The organism is Shewanella sp. SM55 (assembly GCF_025654025.1).
Classification (GTDB): Bacteria; Pseudomonadota; Gammaproteobacteria; order Enterobacterales; family Shewanellaceae; genus Shewanella; species Shewanella oncorhynchi.
This window is the reverse complement of record NZ_JAKKRS010000010.1, coordinates 15,937-33,638: the sequence shown is the minus strand read 5'-3', so window position 1 is coordinate 33,638 and position 17,702 is coordinate 15,937. Positions and strand designations below refer to the sequence as shown.

At 44.5% G+C, this 17,702-nt stretch carries 10 protein-coding genes; 4 read left to right on the top strand and 6 right to left on the bottom strand.

Annotation, left to right across the window (positions count from 1 at the left end):
* Positions 1–109 precede the first annotated feature (109 nt).
* From L5L91_RS13540 to cysK, 4 genes are all read right to left on the bottom strand, one after another.
* A complete protein-coding gene (locus L5L91_RS13540) occupies positions 110–2,824 on the bottom strand; it encodes a TonB-dependent receptor plug domain-containing protein (RefSeq protein WP_113940758.1) in 2,715 nt (904 codons plus the stop codon).
* 693 nt (positions 2,825–3,517) lie between these two features.
* Positions 3,518–4,516: a TDT family transporter gene (locus tag L5L91_RS13535; protein WP_263236863.1), complete on the bottom strand. Its 999-nt coding sequence runs from the start codon at positions 4,514–4,516 to the stop codon at positions 3,518–3,520.
* A gap of 152 nt (positions 4,517–4,668) precedes the next feature.
* Complete coding sequence (locus L5L91_RS13530; protein ID WP_219253776.1) at positions 4,669–5,742, bottom strand: methyltransferase; 1,074 nt, start codon at positions 5,740–5,742, stop codon at positions 4,669–4,671.
* Between the two features lie 202 nt (positions 5,743–5,944).
* Positions 5,945–6,913 (bottom strand): cysteine synthase A, encoded by a 969-nt coding sequence (gene cysK, locus L5L91_RS13525; RefSeq protein WP_113940761.1) that lies wholly within the window; start codon positions 6,911–6,913, stop codon positions 5,945–5,947.
* Positions 6,914–7,163: 250 nt separating this feature from the next.
* Between cysK and L5L91_RS13520 the strand changes: the two genes are divergently transcribed.
* Together L5L91_RS13520 and L5L91_RS13515 are read left to right on the top strand one after the other, a co-directional pair.
* The gene (locus L5L91_RS13520; protein WP_263236861.1) at positions 7,164–8,363 is read left to right on the top strand and encodes an RDD family protein; all 1,200 of its coding nucleotides are present in this window, start codon (positions 7,164–7,166) and stop codon (positions 8,361–8,363) included.
* Positions 8,360–9,481 (top strand): beta-ketoacyl-ACP synthase III, encoded by a 1,122-nt coding sequence (locus tag L5L91_RS13515; protein WP_105252150.1) that lies wholly within the window; start codon positions 8,360–8,362, stop codon positions 9,479–9,481. Before L5L91_RS13520 ends, L5L91_RS13515 begins: the two co-directional genes overlap by 4 nt.
* Positions 9,482–9,580: 99 nt before the next feature.
* Here L5L91_RS13515 and L5L91_RS13510 read toward each other — a convergent pair whose 3' ends face one another.
* Entirely contained in the window at positions 9,581–12,022 is a 2,442-nt protein-coding gene (locus L5L91_RS13510) for a DUF5916 domain-containing protein (protein ID WP_411569203.1), read from the bottom strand.
* A 144-nt stretch (positions 12,023–12,166) separates the two neighbouring features.
* Positions 12,167–12,946 (bottom strand): sulfate transporter CysZ, encoded by a 780-nt coding sequence (gene cysZ, locus L5L91_RS13505; protein WP_131523549.1) that lies wholly within the window; start codon positions 12,944–12,946, stop codon positions 12,167–12,169.
* Between the two features lie 198 nt (positions 12,947–13,144).
* Here cysZ and L5L91_RS13500 point away from each other — a divergent pair, with 198 nt between their 5' ends.
* The gene (locus L5L91_RS13500; protein WP_263163327.1) at positions 13,145–16,561 is read left to right on the top strand and encodes a chromosome segregation protein SMC; all 3,417 of its coding nucleotides are present in this window, start codon (positions 13,145–13,147) and stop codon (positions 16,559–16,561) included.
* A 23-nt stretch (positions 16,562–16,584) separates the two neighbouring features.
* Positions 16,585–17,658: a cell division protein ZipA gene (gene zipA / locus L5L91_RS13495; RefSeq protein WP_263236859.1), complete on the top strand. Its 1,074-nt coding sequence runs from the start codon at positions 16,585–16,587 to the stop codon at positions 17,656–17,658.
* Positions 17,659–17,702 lie beyond the last annotated feature (44 nt).

Sequence of the window (17,702 nt, the reverse complement as noted above, 5' to 3'; positions counted from 1 at the left end):
TTGGGCATTTTTTTATGTCGGTTTACTATGATGTGTAAATAATGAAGTAAATAAAAACGGCATCCGAAGATGCCGTTTTTTGATTAGGTTCGAACTAATAAATGCGAGATTAGAATTTAACTTCGCCTTCGATAAACCATTCACGACCACGCGCATCATATGATGAGCGGTTATAGTGTGGCCAGGCTGTATCTGTTGGATCAAAGTTTGGTCCAGCATTAAATAAGTTCATTACACCGCCAGTCACTTTAATTGCGTCTGTGATGTTATAAGCCGATGTTAAGTTCCACTTCGTTTGTGATGCAATTTCGTTTGCACTTTCATCGAATGCCAAACCTTTATCTAATGCAGCTTTTTTAAACGATTTATATCCAACACCATGCATTCTTGCTGTGTGGTAAGCGCCTAAAGTTGTTTCAAAATCGTTTATATACCAACCTAAAATGATATTGGCTTTATATTGCGGTAAACCACCATCATCGATGTCATCATCAATTGCAGCTGTAGGATCTGTTTGTCCTTCAGAAAGAAGAATATAAGTACCATTAAAGTTTAGTTTTAACTCACCAAAGTCAGCGACATCCCATCCGTAACCAGTGGTTAAGTCAATACCACGAACTTTCTGATAAGCAAGGTTTTGTGCGACGGTATTAATGTGAGTAATAGTACCTAATGCGTCACGGGTGATCATGTTTGCATAAGTTTCATATTCACGAGCAGCTTTGCTTGCAGAGATGTCACTTACCATGTCATCCAGTTTCCACTCCCAAATATCGAGTGAAGCATTTAAGCTATCGCCACCATATACAGCACCTATGTTGGCTGTATAGCCTGTTTCAGCGCTAAGATCTTTGTTAGCACCAGTAGTGATATCAATATTGAGTTCATTACAGATTTTGTTCAGTGTTGGATCTGGATTTTTCTGAGATGGAGTTCCACCTAGAGCTTGGCACTGTTTAAAATCAATGATATTGCTATATGCTTTAGTTGCATCTCCATATACGCGATGCATATCTGGTGCGCGGAACACTTTACTGATAGAGCCACGAACTAATAATTCATCAAGTGGGCGATACTCTACGGTTAATTGAGGTGACAAATTTCCACCGAAATCATCATATCGGTCATAACGTAAGGCCGCATCAAGTGTTAAGTCCTCAAGAACTGGAAGCTTTAATTCCATATAGGTTGCCCAGTATGAACGCTCACCAGCACCTGATGAACCACCACGGCTTAGAATATTGCCTTTAACAGATTCTGAGTCAGATTCTGATGAGTAGTCTTGAGTGGTATATTCCGCCCCAAAAGCAAAGTCTGCTGAACCTGCTGGCAGTTCAAATGCTGGACCTGTGATATTTGCCTGAATATTTTTTTGAGTTGATTGAGCTTTTTCAAACGGAGTGTACGCTATACCGCTGACATCATTTGTGCTGATAGGCGCAAGCAGTGATTTACCGTCAGTACCTTGAGCTAGATAATTAAATAATCCACCCACAGTCGCAAAGCCACTATTGAATACATCCACATTAGTACGGCCGTAATTTACGGATGTATCCCAACTATAATCATCAGCGATCACGCCTTCCAAGCCCGCGGTGAAGAAATAGTTACGGGTACTTGTTTCTCCTGCGCGGTTGCCGAATTCGTGCAAACGACGAATATAGTTGTAGTCACCATTTTCGGCATTTTTAAAATCTCCACCAAGACCTGTATTCTTGTCGAATGTCTTTGTCAGTGAATCATCTAAATCAACGCCTAAAGTTACTTTGTCTCCTGCAACATTGACTGTGTAGTTATCGATACCCATAGGTTCGATACGTGTTGTTGATTTTGCTTCTGCAAAATCAAGACGTCCTACAAAGTTCAAATTATCTGCAAGTTCATAGTTAAAGTTCGTTGAACTGATAAAACGAGTGCTTTCTGGTGATAGATCGCGCCACTTTGAGCGATCAAAGCCACATGCGCTACCTGTCCAAAGAAAACCGCCCGCTTCGCATTCACTCGCAGTTAGGACACGTTGGCCTTTTGGTGTTGTTCCTCCAGCAGGTTTTTTACCTGTAATGCCAGCCCCATATGAGCTGTATTGTGAATATTTACTATAAGGTACTTTGTCTGTATCTAATCCAAAAACAGCTCTATCAGTTGCATTCAAACGCTCAGTATCAGTAAATTCGATGAAGGTTGAGACGTTACCACGTTCGGAAGATGAACCCAGAGATAGCGCAATTCGATCGCTTCCACCACCGCCTTCAGTAGTATCACCATGTCGATATTTTAATGCGACGCCATCAAAATCTCTTTTTAAAATAATGTTTACTACGCCACCAACAGCATCTGCACCATAAATTGCTGAACCACCAGATTGTAATATCTCAATACGAGCAACAGCTTCCATTGGTAAGTTTGCGGTATCAACAAAGTTGTCTGTACCACCTGCTGGTTTAGGATATTGGTTGAGACGTTTACCGTTAATCAATGTTAGCGTTCTGCTTGCACCCGCATTACGTAAACTGATTGATGACGCAGCTGGTGTAAAACCATGTACTGATTGAGTTGTCATTGCTCCTGTTGTTGAAGTCAGGCTCTGCAATGCATCTTGTACGTTAGTAAAACCTTGTTTTGCCATATCATCAGCACTTAGTACTGTAACTGGGGTTGCGGTTTCCATATCGGTACGCTTAATACGTGAACCTGTTACTTCAATACGTTCAACTTTGGCACCATCTTCAGCTGCATATACTATCGAAGTGGTTAACGCGGCAGTAGCTGCTCCGCTTATTAATGCAAAGCGAACGGCTTTGGCTAATGTAGAATTTGCACGCATTTTATTCTCCCTTAACACATGTTGTATGTTTATTTTTTATTTTTCTTAAATGGTTACTTATGTAAAGAATTAAGCTCTCATTTAATTGAGTTCAGGATATAACCACAAGAAAATAACAAGTGCAACATTGGTCATGCTGGAGTTTTGTTTAAAATTTGTTATTTACTCTCTTTTTAAAATGCAGATATAAGTAGGGTGTGTGTGTAATCGGTGGCAGATAAGGTTTTAATCTGAGGGTTTTGTTTTTTATTTGGCTTTTTGTTTTTATTATTGGTTCTTTGTGTTTTTTTATTGTTGATAATTTTTTGTTTTATTGTGTTTTAATTTTGTTGTTTTCAATAATAGTTTGAAACTATTTTATGTGAAAAAGTAAAAATTAATAACGATATGGTTTGTCATTCCATATATTTTAGATTGAATGCTTGAGGAGTGTTATCAATAAGGGTTTTCATGCGGTTTAATTTTGTATGGTGATATTTTTACACCGCGTCAGGAAGCTAGAAGTAAAATTATGGAATGAAATGTTGTAAAGAGTAAAAATTAATCAAATGCTATTTCTGATTATTTAATTTTGACTGTTTAAATATGAAATTGAAGTGAATATCTATTCACTTCAATTTCGGTTTATTGTTTAGTTTTTTGAGTGAACAATTCATTTGTATGGTTAATGATTTTTACAAAAAGCTGTTCTATTTATTTGCTATTTAGAACTGATTTGTGCTCTACCACGTTAAATTGCAGTGGAAAGTAGTGTCCTAAATAACGTAGGGCGACATAGGCAACCACTAAGGTGGCGATTACCAGTTCGAATTCTGCTAAGTATTTTATCCATATCGCTAACTCACCCATGTTATTGAGCTGCGTTAACCAAGCTGCGGTTTTAAAGAGGGCGGTTGCACCGATCACCATAGGGAAGGTAAAGGCTGCGTAGCCTGGGCTAAAGGGCAGTTTTAGTAGGTGAAAGAAGGCCAAGTAGATGATGCTGGTCATCAGAATGGCGATGCTCAGTAGTAAGGCGACTAAGGGAATCGACGCCTGCTCGCAAACGGTCAGATAACCTGCAAGTGATAAACTGGCGGGCGCCGCGAGAATGGCAATGGTTGGTTTAGCGGCATCGGGTATCGCCTGACAGAAAATGAGGCGATAGAGCATCAAAGGCAGCATGATTAAGTAGGCTAACATCCCAAAAACCAAAATGGCATTTGCTAACCATTGGTAGTCAGACACAGGGAAAGACACTGCCGCGACGATAATGCCAATCGGTGGTACGAACCAGCTCGGAACCATGTGCTCGAGTTTAAAATCAATGGCGCGATAATAGATAAACGCGCTTAGGAAGATCACATGGATACCAATGGCGACTAGCCACAGAGTTAAGCCTGCATGGGGGAAATAATCGCCGAGTGATTTAGACACCACCATCAAGCCCATGGCGAAGGTGGGGATCACACTACCAATCACAGGGTGGCTTAGCTCGTCCTTTAAAATATTAGGATGAAGCATGAATTTACCCATGAGCAATAACAGTAACACAGAGGCTATGATGGCACCTGTGAGTTGTCCTGCGCCATTAAGTGAAGGTGTCATGTTCTCCCATGTCCAACCTAAGCTGGCAATTGCCAGTGCCAACCCAGCCATAGGGCTGGGAAGTTTAGCTGCGTGGGATGTCCAGCGTTTGCGTTTTGAAGTCATTTTGAATACCTCTCAATACTGACAATGCTTAACATCGCTTTTTTGGGGCGCTGTTTTGATGTATTTAGTGTACTGCGGGTATCAATGATAAATAAATTTGATTAATTTTAGTCATTGCATAAGTTTTGTTTACTTTTATGTTGCTATTAAACTTAAGGTTTGAGTTTACAACGCAGTAGCGTGTGCCCTAGGCCAAGATTGTCTGTGTCTTCATCCACATACAGTCCCGCTTGGTGAAGCAGGGCCAATAAATCCTTAGAGTGATACATGCGGCTATTGCCATTGGCCATGGCGCTGAAATAGAGGCTAGTGGCATTTACGCAATAGGCGGAGGCGGCCGATGGCTGTCTATCCCAAAAGGTTTCGACGATAAAGAGTTGGCTGCTTGATGTCATTGCCTTTGCCGTGCGTTGTAAAATGTTCAGGATTTGGCTTTTTGAGAAGCAATCCAGAAATTGACTCATCCAGTAAGTATCGGCGCCTTCGACAAAGGGTTGGGAGTCGTCCAGCAGATCGGTGGCAAAGGTATGCACTCGTGCTGCAAAACCTCGTGCGAGTGCATTTTGTGTGGCTACCTCAAGTTGCCCCGGAAAATCCATAATCGTGACTTCAACGTTCGCGTCATAATCACAGCAGCTCAGTGCCCATTTGCCCGTATTGCCGCCTATATCCACTAAATGGATTGGCTTATGGGCGAACACTAATGGCAGAAGCTGTGGAAAGGCATGATCCGAATAGTAATGATCGAAGGCAAACCAGCTCTGTTTCGCTTTGGGTGGTAGATCTTTTAAGGCGGGGTAGATAGTATTCCAGTCACCGAACACCTTAAGTCCTGCGGCCTTGCCTTCGAGTAGCGCGGTATCAAGGTTAAAAAGGCCTTGATAGCAAACATCCTGCACAAAGTTAAGATTGATGGCTGCCATGTCGTCATGGAGTAAAAAGTGCCCCGTTTTATCGAGCACATAGCCATTTTCATTTTGCCAAACTAAACCCATACTGAGTCCCATATCCAGCAATACCCCCAAGGCATATTCACTCAGTGGGGTGGATTGGCTTAACTCGGCTGCAGTGATCCCATGCTCGGCCGCTTTATCTATTTGCGTTAGCACATCGAATTTGAGTAGGCAGTGGGCGACTTGAAAGCTGATGGGGCCAAAGGCAATTTTTTGAGCTTCAAACTTTGCATTGAAGGCGCTGATATTACTTGGTGTTCGGTAAAAAGACATAAAAAGGAATGAATTTGCGAGCTGGTCCGTTCTTTATAACCAAGTTAGCCGTGAAAGCCAGTTGAGATACGAAGAACTATGAGCTGTATCCAAACTTGAGCAGTAACTTGTTTATGCTCTGTAATCGAGATCTAAATAATGGAATGCCATAAATAAAAATACCCAGCCAAAGCTGGGTATTTTAAGGACGAGAAAACGTCGTTTATTGAACGTTTTCTTCGTCGCCGAATTGGCCTTGGAACAAGACTGAAGATAGGTAGCGCTCGGCAGCCGATGGCAAAATCACCACAATGGTTTTGCCTGCAAACTCTGGCAACTCAGCGATGCGGTTGGCGGCGACAACGGCGGCACCCGATGAAATACCCACTAAAATGCCTTCTTCTTGCATTAAGCGGCGGGCCATGTCGATGGCTTCATCGTTAGTTACAGCCTCAACACGGTCAATCAATTCTAAATCTAAGTTACCTGGGATAAAGCCTGCACCAATACCTTGAATTTTATGCGGCCCTGGTTGCACAGGTAAGCCAGCTAAGGTTTGAGCTATAACAGGAGAATCTGCTGGCTCAACCGCCACTGAGGTGATGGTTTTACCTGCCACTTTTTTCAAGTAACGGCTTACACCAGTAATTGTACCGCCAGTACCTACACCGGCAACAAACACATCCACTTCACCGTCGGTATCATTCCAGATTTCTGGACCTGTGGTTTTTTCATGGATTTCTGGGTTAGCAGGGTTATTAAACTGCTGCAATAAAATGTATTTTTCAGGAGCCGATTGGCGAATTTCTTCCGCTTTATCAATCGCACCTTTCATGCCTTTCGCGCCTTCAGTCAGCACGAGAGTTGCGCCTAGGGCTTTGAGTAGCTTACGACGCTCTAAACTCATGGTATTTGGCATGGTCAGGGTCAGTTTATAGCCACGGGCCGCGGCAACATACGCTAATGCAATACCTGTGTTGCCTGATGTCGGCTCAATCAGCTCGTGATTTTTTGTTAATAGACCTTTCTTCTCGGCATCCCAAATCATATTGGCACCGATACGGCATTTAACACTGAAACTTGGGTTACGGGCTTCGACTTTGGCCAGCACTTTACCTTGGCTAACACGGTTTAAACGTACTAGTGGTGTATTACCAATAGTATATGAATTATCTTCGAAAATTTTGCTCATGGATTGCTTGCTCCTATGTTGGCACTACTGAATCATAATCTGCTGTGGCGCTTTTAGAAGTGATTGTTTGTTCTTCTTTATTCGATTTGGTTATTAAAGGGTGTGCTGTTATTCGCAAACCCTGATTGGCAGCCAGTTTAACTGTGTTAACCTCTTGCTAACATAAAAAAGATTGTGGCATTAACAGGGATAACTTCTTGATGTCTCAATCGTAAAACTAGCCTATCACTCGTATCGGACAAGCGCAAAGATGAAGCAGCAACAAATGGATCTGGGTAAAGATCCAAAAACGATGGTAACGCCAAAGGCATTTACCATTGCAGCAGCCGTGTTATATACCCCATTGGCGACACCGTTGAAGCGGATGTTAGCCATACTGATTGATGGTTTGCTGATCACTGTGTTAGCTGAACAGATGGATTGGATGTTTGTCTTGCTGGTGGTCAGTATTATCTGGATTGAAAAGCGCAGTCGTAAGTTTGGTCGTTTATTAAAGTGGGGACTTTATGCCCTGATGTTGGTTTTTATGTTGCTGACAACCGCCAATAATCTGTTTGATTTTAATGGAACAGACGTTAAAAGCAGTGAGGGAGTAGAGCAACAATTGGCATTAGGTGAACAAATCATTACGTCACTACCAGCATTGATGTCGTTGAGCCAATGCAATAATTATGCTTGTGGTAAAACTCAAGTTCAATCCCTACATGAAGCGATAAAAAGCGCTTCAGTATCAAAGGGCATGACAGAAAATGATCAACGTGAAATGGTGCTAGAAACCATAGCCAACAGTAGTTTGCCTGCCGTAGACAGTGAAAAGTTACAGGCGGAGGTGCTTAATGGCAGCCTATGGCCTGTTATTACACTTCCTGTTGAGTTGGCGACAACAGATTCTCCGCCTGAGCCACTTCAGCCTATTCAAGCTATTTCGCCGGATGTACAGCCGCAAAGTGCGGCTGATGCAGTGAATGTGAGCTCTTCGCAATATTCTCGCCTCAGAACCGTTGATGAAGCTACAACCCATAGTGTTGTCGCTTGGGTGAAAGGCTTTCTGAGTGATATGGGGTTGGGTTTTGGTTGGGCAGCGTTTTACTTTACCGTCTTTACTGCACGATTTGATGGTCAAACCTTAGGTAAGAAGATGTTGGGCATTAGGGTGATCCAGCTCGATGGTGCCAACATCAGTTTATGGGCCGCGTTTGGCCGTTATGGTGGCTATGCCGCAGGCTTTACTACTGGCTTACTTGGCTTTATGCAAATATTTTGGGATGCCAATCGGCAGGGGATCCAAGATAAAATATCTTCAACAGTCGTGATAGACTTAGTGCAAATGCATAAAAAGCAACGATTAGAGCAACAAGCGCAGGGGCAAAATGAGTTAGCACCTGTGCTTACGAGTGATGATGCATCCTCTGCTCACCTTACAACCAGTACCCGTTTGGAGCATTTATGAAACAGGTCGTCATTTCGGGGAGTGGCCTATTTACGCCGCCCCACAGTATTTCCAATGAAGCCTTAGTTGAGAGCTTCAATGCTTATGTGGATATTTTTAATCTTGAAAATGCAGGCTTAATTGAGCAAGGCCATGTTGCGGCTTTGTCCTATTCATCGAGCGAGTTTATTGAAAAAGCCTCAGGTATCAAACACAGATATGTGATGGTGAAAGAGGGCATTCTGGATCCCGAAGTCATGATGCCGCTAATTCCTGAGCGCAGCAGTGACGAATTATCTATGCAGGCTGAGATTGGCCTTGAAGCTGCCTTGATGGCACTAAAGAATGCCAATCTCAAAGCTGAGCAAATTGACTTAGTGATTGTTGCCTGCGCTTATACTCAGCGTGCGTATCCTGCTATGGCAATTGAAATTCAACGTGCACTGGGTACGCGGGGTTATGGTTACGACATGCAGGTAGCGTGTTCATCGGCGACGTTTGCAATTGTCGCCGCGGCTAATGCCATTGCTACGGGTTCTGCCTCAAGAGTGCTAGTGATCAACCCTGAAATTTGCTCGGCACAGGTGAATTATCGCGACCGTGACAGCCATTTTATCTTCGGTGATGTGGCGACGGCTCTGGTACTGGAAGAACAAAGCTTAGCCCAGTCTGACCATGTGTTTAAGATCATCTCAAGCCGCTGTTTTACCGATTACTCGAACAATATTCGCAGTAATTTCGGTTTCTTGAACCGCTGCGATCCGAGTGCGGCCCATCAAGCCGATAAGTTATTCCACCAACAAGGGCGCAAGGTATTTAAAGAGCTGTTGCCGATGATTTACCAACATTTGGATGAACATCTGGCCGAACAAGCGTTAACGCCACAGTCCTTCAAACGTTTGTGGTTACATCAAGCGAACATCAACATGAATCAGTTTGTGGTGAGAAAGTTGCTTGGGGATGATGTGTCAGCGGAACAAGCGCCCGTGGTACTAGATGAATATGCCAATACGGCTTCCGCGGGTTCTGTTATTGCATTTCACAAGTTTTCCGGTGACTTTAAGACTGGCGATTTAGGTTTATTGAGTTCGTTTGGCGCAGGATATTCTATTGGCAGTGTTATTCTGCAGAAGGTCTAAGATTCTCACCGCCATAATAAAAAGCCCACATCGAGGAAGATGTGGGCTTTTTATGTCAGTTGTTTGCCTAAGTTGCTTTCTGTTTAAGGCAATGATTGTTTATAGCAGCCATGCGTAACTTAACTTCATAAAGTAGGTTTTCTCGTCCCGCGTCAGGCGGCTTAACTCATCATTAGCCTGCAAACTATCAGAGTATCCAAGGTAGAACACACTCTGCGGATTGAGTTTATAACCGTAGAGGAGTTCATTACCTAAATGCGCTTCCTCACTCTGAGGCGCCGAATATAAATACTGCGCCACATTGCGATTTATCCGGGTGTAAATGCTAGAAAGGCGAATAAAACTGTGTAGACTGAATTGCCAGTTGAGGCGTACATCGCTCAGATTAGCGGTAAAAAGCGCACCTTGTTCCACATCCATTTGCTGATAAAGATGGGAGATATCGATAGAAAGTCCATTAGCAATTTTCCAATTGATATTCGGGTTCATTTGCGTTTTAGTGCCCAGCCTATCATTGATAAAATCAATTTCATCGCCGTAGTACATTTCAAGCTCCATACTCAGGGGCGATAACGGGGTTACTGCGCCATAAAACCACACTTGGGTTTCATCATATAGTTGACTATTTCCGGCGATAGTGAGCTGTGAAGCATTGCGGCGAGGGCCCACACGTTCACGGGTTTCTACACCAAAGGTGATTTCGCTTTGTAATGCGCCGAGGATTTCGATGTAGGCTTCATACTCTTCTTCAAGTCGTTCGCCTGCTTGGTTATGAGTGATATCCCAATCTCCCGCTAATTCCACCTTGTTAAAGGTGCCCGTAGGATACCAAATCAAACCCGCACCAGCCTCAAAGGTGCGGTAATCGATTTTTTCGACAAAGCCTAAATCGGCACGAAAATCGGGATCAACTGCGTTGTATTCACTGTAAGCAAACCAATTTCGCTCTTCGTGTTTAAAGGTTAACTGATATAAATTGCCGCCAAAGCGGCTATCAGATTGGCTACGTAATACTTGTTCGTTGAGTTGGCAGTGACCGAGTTCGCAATCAAGCTGAGATTGGCCACAGGGCAAACCATTACTAGGGTCATTTTCAGTATCAGTACAAAATTGACGATAAACTCCCGTGGGGTACTGAGTATCTGATTGGGCCACTTGCGCAGTGAAACTGTCCTGTGGTGTTGGTTGATATTTCGCATCCAGACTAATGACATAGTTGTGGTAATCGGGTTGGCTGTTAATCCCATAGTGTGGGTTATTTGCTGTACCATTGTGAGTGTTGTCACTGCTCGTTTTCGCGGTAAGTAATCCACCGATGGAGAAGGTTTTGCTCATGTCGAAACGATAACGTCCCGCAAGGTTCAAACTTTCTTGATCAAGCGAGGCAACTTCTGAGCTTAAATTTCCCGGTACCAAAAACGTGGTTTGGCTATCGTTACTCGCTAGCAGAGCTAAAGTATGATCATCGCTCTTACTTGTCAGTTTTATACCATAGTCTGGTGCAACAATATTGCGGGTGTGCAGCAGATTCACCTGTGTGTCGAAATAGTCTTTATTATCCAAAAAGAACGGCCGTTTCTCATCATAGAACAAGGAGAAAGTGCTGTTCACATCGAGCTGGCCAGCATCAGATTCGACTTGGGAAAAATCGGGATTAATGGTGGCATTGAGTAAGGTGCTGGAATTAATGCCCCAGCGTAAGTCTACACCTGGCTCGAGATTGTTATCTGCTTCCCAGCCATCCGCCTGTTTATGTTCGTTACGGTTGGCGATAAAAGTCGGGGTGATTTGTACATCCTGTCCTTGTTCTGCCCCCGCTAAGCCAGAAGCCACACCTAACTGACAAAGTTGACAACTCGTATTTCGGTCAATCTTATGGGTCGATAGGCGATGTTTTTCATTGCGTGGATAATAACGAATTAACTCAAAGCCCCATTCTTGTAGGCTTTTCTTGTCGTCAAAGTTGAATAGTCTCAGTGGTAATTCGACTTCGACCTGATAGCCATCGGCGGTGATCTTGCCTGCGGATTTCCAAATCCCATCCCATGCTTCGCTTTCTTCACCCGTTAATTCGTTTTCAATTGAGTCTAATTGCACGCCAAGGGGATTAATAAAAAATTGGTATGCTAAACGGGCATTATTAAAAGTATCGAGTTTAATTCCGACTAAATCATCACTCCACAGCTTGTCTCTGTCCTTGAGGGTTGCCCGAATGAGTTTGGGATTAATGTCTTTGGCAGTAAATGCCACAAAAAGACTGGTTTTAGTCGCATAGACTCGCGCCTCGGTTTTCACTAATGCGGCAATGTTTTCCCCTGGTTGGGTTTCGTATTTGAGCTCTGTGACTGCGGCTTGTTGCCAAATGGCATCGTCCAACTCACCGTCGATATTGGCAGCACTGTTAAGTGTTGGAATGGCTAACTGAAATTGGCTGGCATAGCCAGCAAGACAAGTTACAGGTAGAAAAGTAAGACTAGATAAGATTATGGCTAAGATTGATTTCAACAAAAAAGACTCAAATAACACATTCGTGGCGCGCATTTTGCCAGAAAACGTGAAGTTAACAATAGCGAGTAATTGTTACAAGGTTTGCGTTGATTTTAACGAGGCGAAACATGATTGGATTATTGGGTCTAAAAAAATTGGGGAGCAGTGCTGAGCCATGACTCAGCACTGCTGGTGTTACTACTCGGGTGCGATTGCATGGTTGCGATACGCTTCACGATACTTATCGACCCACATGGCCGTCGCGCCACAAATCGCCACTGGCATGACGATAAAGTTGACTATGGGGATCATCGAAAATAGCGTCACAGTGGCGCCAAAGCTAAAACTGGTGCCACGGGTTTGATTCAAGGCAAAGCGCATATCTTTAAAACTGACCTTGTGGTTATCGAAGGGATAATCGCAGTACTGAATCGCCATCATCCAAGCGCTGAACAGAAACCATAAAATCGGCGCCAGCGTCTGGCCTACCATAGGCACTAAAAACAATAACAAAAATACCAGTGCGCGGGGCAGATAGTATTTGAGTTTGATCCACTCACGCCCAAGGATACGAGGTAAGTCTTTGATTAAATCAATACCAGAACCGGTATTCAGCTGCTTACCAGTTAACAACTGCTCGACTTTTTCAGCCAACAGACCATTAAAGGGGGCGGCGAGCCAGTTCATGACGGAGCTAAATACAAAAGCAAGCATCACCAGCATAGTGGTGACGGCGAGTGGCCAAAGTAAAAAGTTTAACCAGCTTAAGTACTCAGGGAGCTGCGCATTCATCCAAGTGAATAGCGTATCTAACTGGCCTATGGCTACATAAATGACGCCAGCAAACAGCAGAAGGTTAATCATTAGCGGAATAAATACGAAAGTGCGCAGGCCTTTACGTGTGATTAAACCAAAGCCATCGAGAAAATAATTAACGCCACTTTTGGCTGGGAAGGGCAAGGTTTTTTTCTGTGTCATATCGTTTTTCCAAAAAAGTTAAGCGACAGCTATATGCGATTGTGATCAACTCATGGACAGATGACAAGCTAAAAGCCGCATGAATTCAATAAAAAGCGTTACAAAATGCTGCCTGCTTTGTTAAAGTTGGCCGATAAATGCATTTACACCGCTCGGCTCATTTTCGGGCCAGACTTCAGAGACGCGCTAACTGGCACCATGAGATTAAAACAGATAAAACTTGCCGGCTTTAAGTCGTTTGTCGATCCCACGAAAATTCCTTTTTTACAGGCATTAACCGCCATTATTGGCCCAAATGGCTGCGGTAAATCGAACGTGATCGATGCAGTGCGTTGGGTGCTCGGTGAAAGCTCGGCGAAGCACCTACGCGGTGATTCTATGGCTGATGTGATATTTAACGGTTCAAGCGCGCGAAAACCTGTGTCTGTGGCGGGTGTTGAACTTATTTTTGAAAACAAAGAAGGTCGCCTCGCTGGTCAGTATGCCAGTTATGAAGAAATCGCCGTTAAGCGTCAAGTGAGCCGCGACGGTGAGTCTTGGTATTTTCTCAATGGTCAAAAGTGTCGTCGTAAAGACATTACCGACTTGTTTATGGGCACAGGTCTTGGCCCGCGAAGTTATGCCATTATCGAGCAAGGCACTATTTCCCGCCTGATTGAATCTAAACCCCAAGACTTGCGTACCTTTATTGAGGAAGCCGCTGGGATTTCCCGCTATAAAGAGCGTCGGCGCGAAACTGAAAACCGTATTCGCCATACCCGCGAAAACCTCGAGCGTTTGGGCGATATTCGCAGTGAACTCGGTAAGCAGTTAGATAAACTCGCGCAGCAGGCTAAAGCCGCTAAGCAATATCGTGAGCTTAAGCAGGCCGAGCGTAAGACCCATGCTGAACTCCTTGTGATGCGCTATCAAGAGTTGCAAGATCAGATGGCGAGCCTATCTGAGCAGATAAGTGCTATTGAAGTACAGCAAGCGGCGGCGCAGTCACTCGCGCAAACCGATGAATTACAAACCACTGAACTGCAAGTGCAACTCGCGCAACTGGCGGAGCAAGAGCAGCGAGCGGTTGAGGCCTATTATCTGACCGGTACTGAAATCGCTAAGTTAGAGCAACAGCTACAGAATCAAAAGCAGCGCGACGCCCAGCTCGAAACCCAGTTGGCGCAAGTCAAAGAGCAGATCCAACAAAACACCGATAAGCTTAACGGCTATAAAGCGAGTCTTAGTGCGTTAGAGCTTGAGCTTGCCAAGCTTGGGCCACAGCATGATGAGCAACAAGAGCTCATGGATGAGCTGCAATCCCAATGGGAAATGAGCATAGAACGCAGTCAGCAGCAGGCCGAAGTGGCGCGCCAACAGGCCGCGGATGTTTCTCAGCATAAGTTGCAGCTTGAACTGCGTCGCAGCCAGTTAGCGCATCAGCAGCAATTACAGCAACACAAACAGCAGCAAAGTCGTGAGCAGCAGGCGCAACTTTCGGCGTTAATGGATGGTGATCTCGCATCGAGTATTACACCATTGCAGCAAGATATTGAGTCTTTGGATGATGCGCTCACACTGCAAAATGAAATTAATCATCAGCAAGAACAAAGTGTAAGTGCAAGTACGCAAGCCTTAGATGAAGCCCGCCATAGCGCTGAGCAAATTCAGCAGCAATTAACTGCGACTAAAGCGCGCCATGAGCTGGTTGAACAGTGGTTGACTAAGCAAGAACAGCAGAGTGATAAACCGCAGTTATGGCAGAGTTTAACCGTTGAAAATGGTTGGGAAACCGCGGCCGAACTCGCCCTAAATGGCTTGTTGACCTTGCCCGTTGGCGTCACTGAAACTGAAATGGGGTTTCAAGCATTAGCGTCACAATCAAACCAAAGTGAATTTTTACAGGCTAAGGTGAATCTCGCCCCTTGGTTAGCGGGGCTTAAGTGGGCAAAGGATATCCATGCAGCTAAAGAACTGCTGCCACAACTAACATCCGATCAACGGATTGTCACTGCCGACGGTTATCTACTGGGACAAGGTTTTTTAATCACGAAAACAGAGGGCGCCCAGTCACTGGTGCAACTCAGTAAAGAGCAAGCTCAGTTAGCGCAAAATATCCTCGATTTGCAACAATCCCTGCAGATTCGGCAAGACAAGATGACAGATCTTGCGGCTATTTTGCAGCAACAAAGACTGCAACTGACCTATGGCGCGCAAAAATTACATCAATTGCAGTTAGACAAAGCGACTAAGTCGATGCAGCTTAGTGGTTTAATCGAGCAAGTGAAGGCGCGCGTCGAACAGCAAAGTAAACTCGACGCGGCTTTAAGTACGAGTTTGATTGATATTGAACGCTTAAGCGAGCAATGCGAATTATTAGCAGAACAAGAAATGGAGCTCGATGAGACGCTGCAGGCAAGTGAAGATATTCAACGGCAACTCATCCAAGACACGCAGGCCGATAGTGTGCGCCATCAAGCATTAAAAGGGCGTATTACTGAGGTAGAACGTCAATTATCAGCCACTGCGACGGGTTTGCAAGCCGTGACGATGCGCATGGCCGTGAGCACGGAGCAAATTGAATTACAGCAAGTGCGTGTCAATGAACTCATCCACTCCCGCGAGTCTGTGTTAACAGAACTTGCCAAAGTTGCCCAATTGAGTGGGGTGCAAAATAGTGGGCAGCTGACTGAACAGTTAACGCAGTTACTAAAGCAACAACATGAGCAACAACAGGGCTTAAAAGAGGTTCGTCAGCAGCAAAGTGTGCTCACAGACACATTAAACCGTATAGGAATAAAGCAAAAACAAGAGCTTGGTAAGCTTGAGGACTTGACTCAAAGCCTGAGCACGTTAAAGTTACGTCGTGAAGGAATAAAAGGCCAAGCGAATAGTCAGCTGGAAGCCTTACAGGAACAGCAAATCATTCTGTCTGAAATCCTTGGAAACTTGCCCGCAGAGGGGATGCCAGACAAGTGGCAGAGTGATTTAGATCAAATACGGCAGAAAATTGTTCGTTTAGGTGCCATTAACCTTGCGGCGATCGAAGAATTTGAACAGCAAAGTGAGCGAAAATCTTATCTTGATCATCAAGATGACGATTTAAATAAAGGGCTTGCAACCTTAGAGGAAGCGATCCGTAAAATAGATAAGGAAACCCGAAGCCGCTTTAAGACGACATTTGATTCAGTCAACGAAGATCTCGGACGCTTATTTCCGAAAGTGTTTGGCGGCGGCCGAGCTTATTTAGCGTTAACTGACGACGATTTGCTAGAAACGGGCGTGACTATCATGGCCCAACCACCGGGGAAGAAGAACAGCACAATCCATCTTCTTTCGGGTGGTGAAAAAGCATTAACCGCTTTATCATTGGTATTCGCCATTTTTAGGCTGAATCCTGCTCCCTTCTGTATGTTAGATGAAGTGGATGCGCCATTAGACGATGCCAACGTAGAACGCTTCTGTCGATTGCTAAAAGAAATGTCACAGAGCGTACAGTTTATTTATATCAGCCATAACAAAATAACCATGGAAATGGCGGATCAACTTATTGGCGTGACTATGCACGAGCCCGGTGTGTCTCGTATAGTTGCGGTAGACATAGAGCAAGCGGTGGCGATGGCTGACGCTGGATAACTAGAAGAAAGACAGGGTAACCAATGGAAGATTTGCAACTAGTATTGTTTGTTTTAGGCGCCATAGCCATAGTTGCTGTGCTGGTGCATGGATTTTGGTCTATCAGAAGACAACAGCCTAAATCATTGAAAGATAGCCCAATGAGCAACTTTTATAAGAAACAGGCTGAGAAAGGTGAGCCGAGTCCGAAGCGGATCGATTCAGAAGGGTTCGATGCCGATGGTATTGGCGCCGTACGCGTGCGCAAAGCCGGTGAACTTGCATCTAACAACGAAACTCCTGCGGCCAACCCTTATTTGAAGCAGGAAGTAAAGCTAGAACCTAAGCCTGAATTTAAACCACAAGAGTTTAAATCAACAGAATTTAAACCAGAGTTGAAAGTTGGCCCTAAACACGAGCCTGTGATAGCTCAGCCTGATTTTAGCTTGCAGCCACCCGTGGCAAAAGAGCAACACCGTGGCCCGAAAGTCTCGCGTCAAGAGCCCGTTTTGAACACTCAAGTGAGTACGCAAACTCCGCCAATGGGCCAATCTCATGCGGCTATCGTCGCGCAAAAAGCGGCTGAGCAGGAACATGCGTTACGTAGTGCAGCTCCGCAGCAAACGGCCTTGTTTGACGAAAATGAATATAAAGAAGATAGATATCAAGAAGAGGTTGTCGAACAAGCCGCTGAAGATGAGTTAGGTGAACCACGCGACGTACTGGTATTACACGTGGTCGCTAAAGAGGGTCTACAGCTTAACGGAGCCGAATTGCTACCTTGTTTCTTAACCTTGAATTTTAAATATGGCGATATGAATATTTTCCATCGCCATGTGGATAATGCTGGCAATGGTAAAGTATTGTTCTCGATAGCGAATATGCTAAAGCCTGGCGTGTTTGATCCGGATAATATGGAGCAGTTCAGTACCCAAGGTGTGGTGTTTTTCATGACTTTGCCTTGCTACGGTGACGCCCTAATGAATTTCTCGATTATGCTTAACTCGGCGCGTCAACTCGCGGATGATATCGATGCGGTCGTGCTTGACGGACAACGCCAACCTTGGGGTGAGTTCACTAAGCAAGATTATTTACACCGCATTCGCGCTAACGCTTAAGCCGACGCCGCAACTTGGCGGTTAATACATTGATGAGGCCGCGA

Bases quoted from the DNA above. Each gene is read 5' to 3' on its own strand.
- L5L91_RS13540 (WP_113940758.1), bottom strand. From the start codon at position 2,824: ATGCGTGCAAATTCTACATTAGCCAAAGCCGTTCGCTTTGCATTAATA.
- L5L91_RS13535 (WP_263236863.1), bottom strand. From the start codon at position 4,516: ATGACTTCAAAACGCAAACGCTGGACATCCCACGCAGCTAAACTTCCC.
- L5L91_RS13530 (WP_219253776.1), bottom strand. From the start codon at position 5,742: ATGTCTTTTTACCGAACACCAAGTAATATCAGCGCCTTCAATGCAAAG.
- cysK (WP_113940761.1), bottom strand. From the start codon at position 6,913: ATGAGCAAAATTTTCGAAGATAATTCATATACTATTGGTAATACACCA.
- L5L91_RS13520 (WP_263236861.1), top strand. From the start codon at position 7,164: ATGAAGCAGCAACAAATGGATCTGGGTAAAGATCCAAAAACGATGGTA.
- L5L91_RS13515 (WP_105252150.1), top strand. From the start codon at position 8,360: ATGAAACAGGTCGTCATTTCGGGGAGTGGCCTATTTACGCCGCCCCAC.
- L5L91_RS13510 (WP_411569203.1), bottom strand. From the start codon at position 12,022: ATGCGCGCCACGAATGTGTTATTTGAGTCTTTTTTGTTGAAATCAATC.
- cysZ (WP_131523549.1), bottom strand. From the start codon at position 12,946: ATGACACAGAAAAAAACCTTGCCCTTCCCAGCCAAAAGTGGCGTTAAT.
- L5L91_RS13500 (WP_263163327.1), top strand. From the start codon at position 13,145: ATGAGATTAAAACAGATAAAACTTGCCGGCTTTAAGTCGTTTGTCGAT.
- zipA (WP_263236859.1), top strand. From the start codon at position 16,585: ATGGAAGATTTGCAACTAGTATTGTTTGTTTTAGGCGCCATAGCCATA.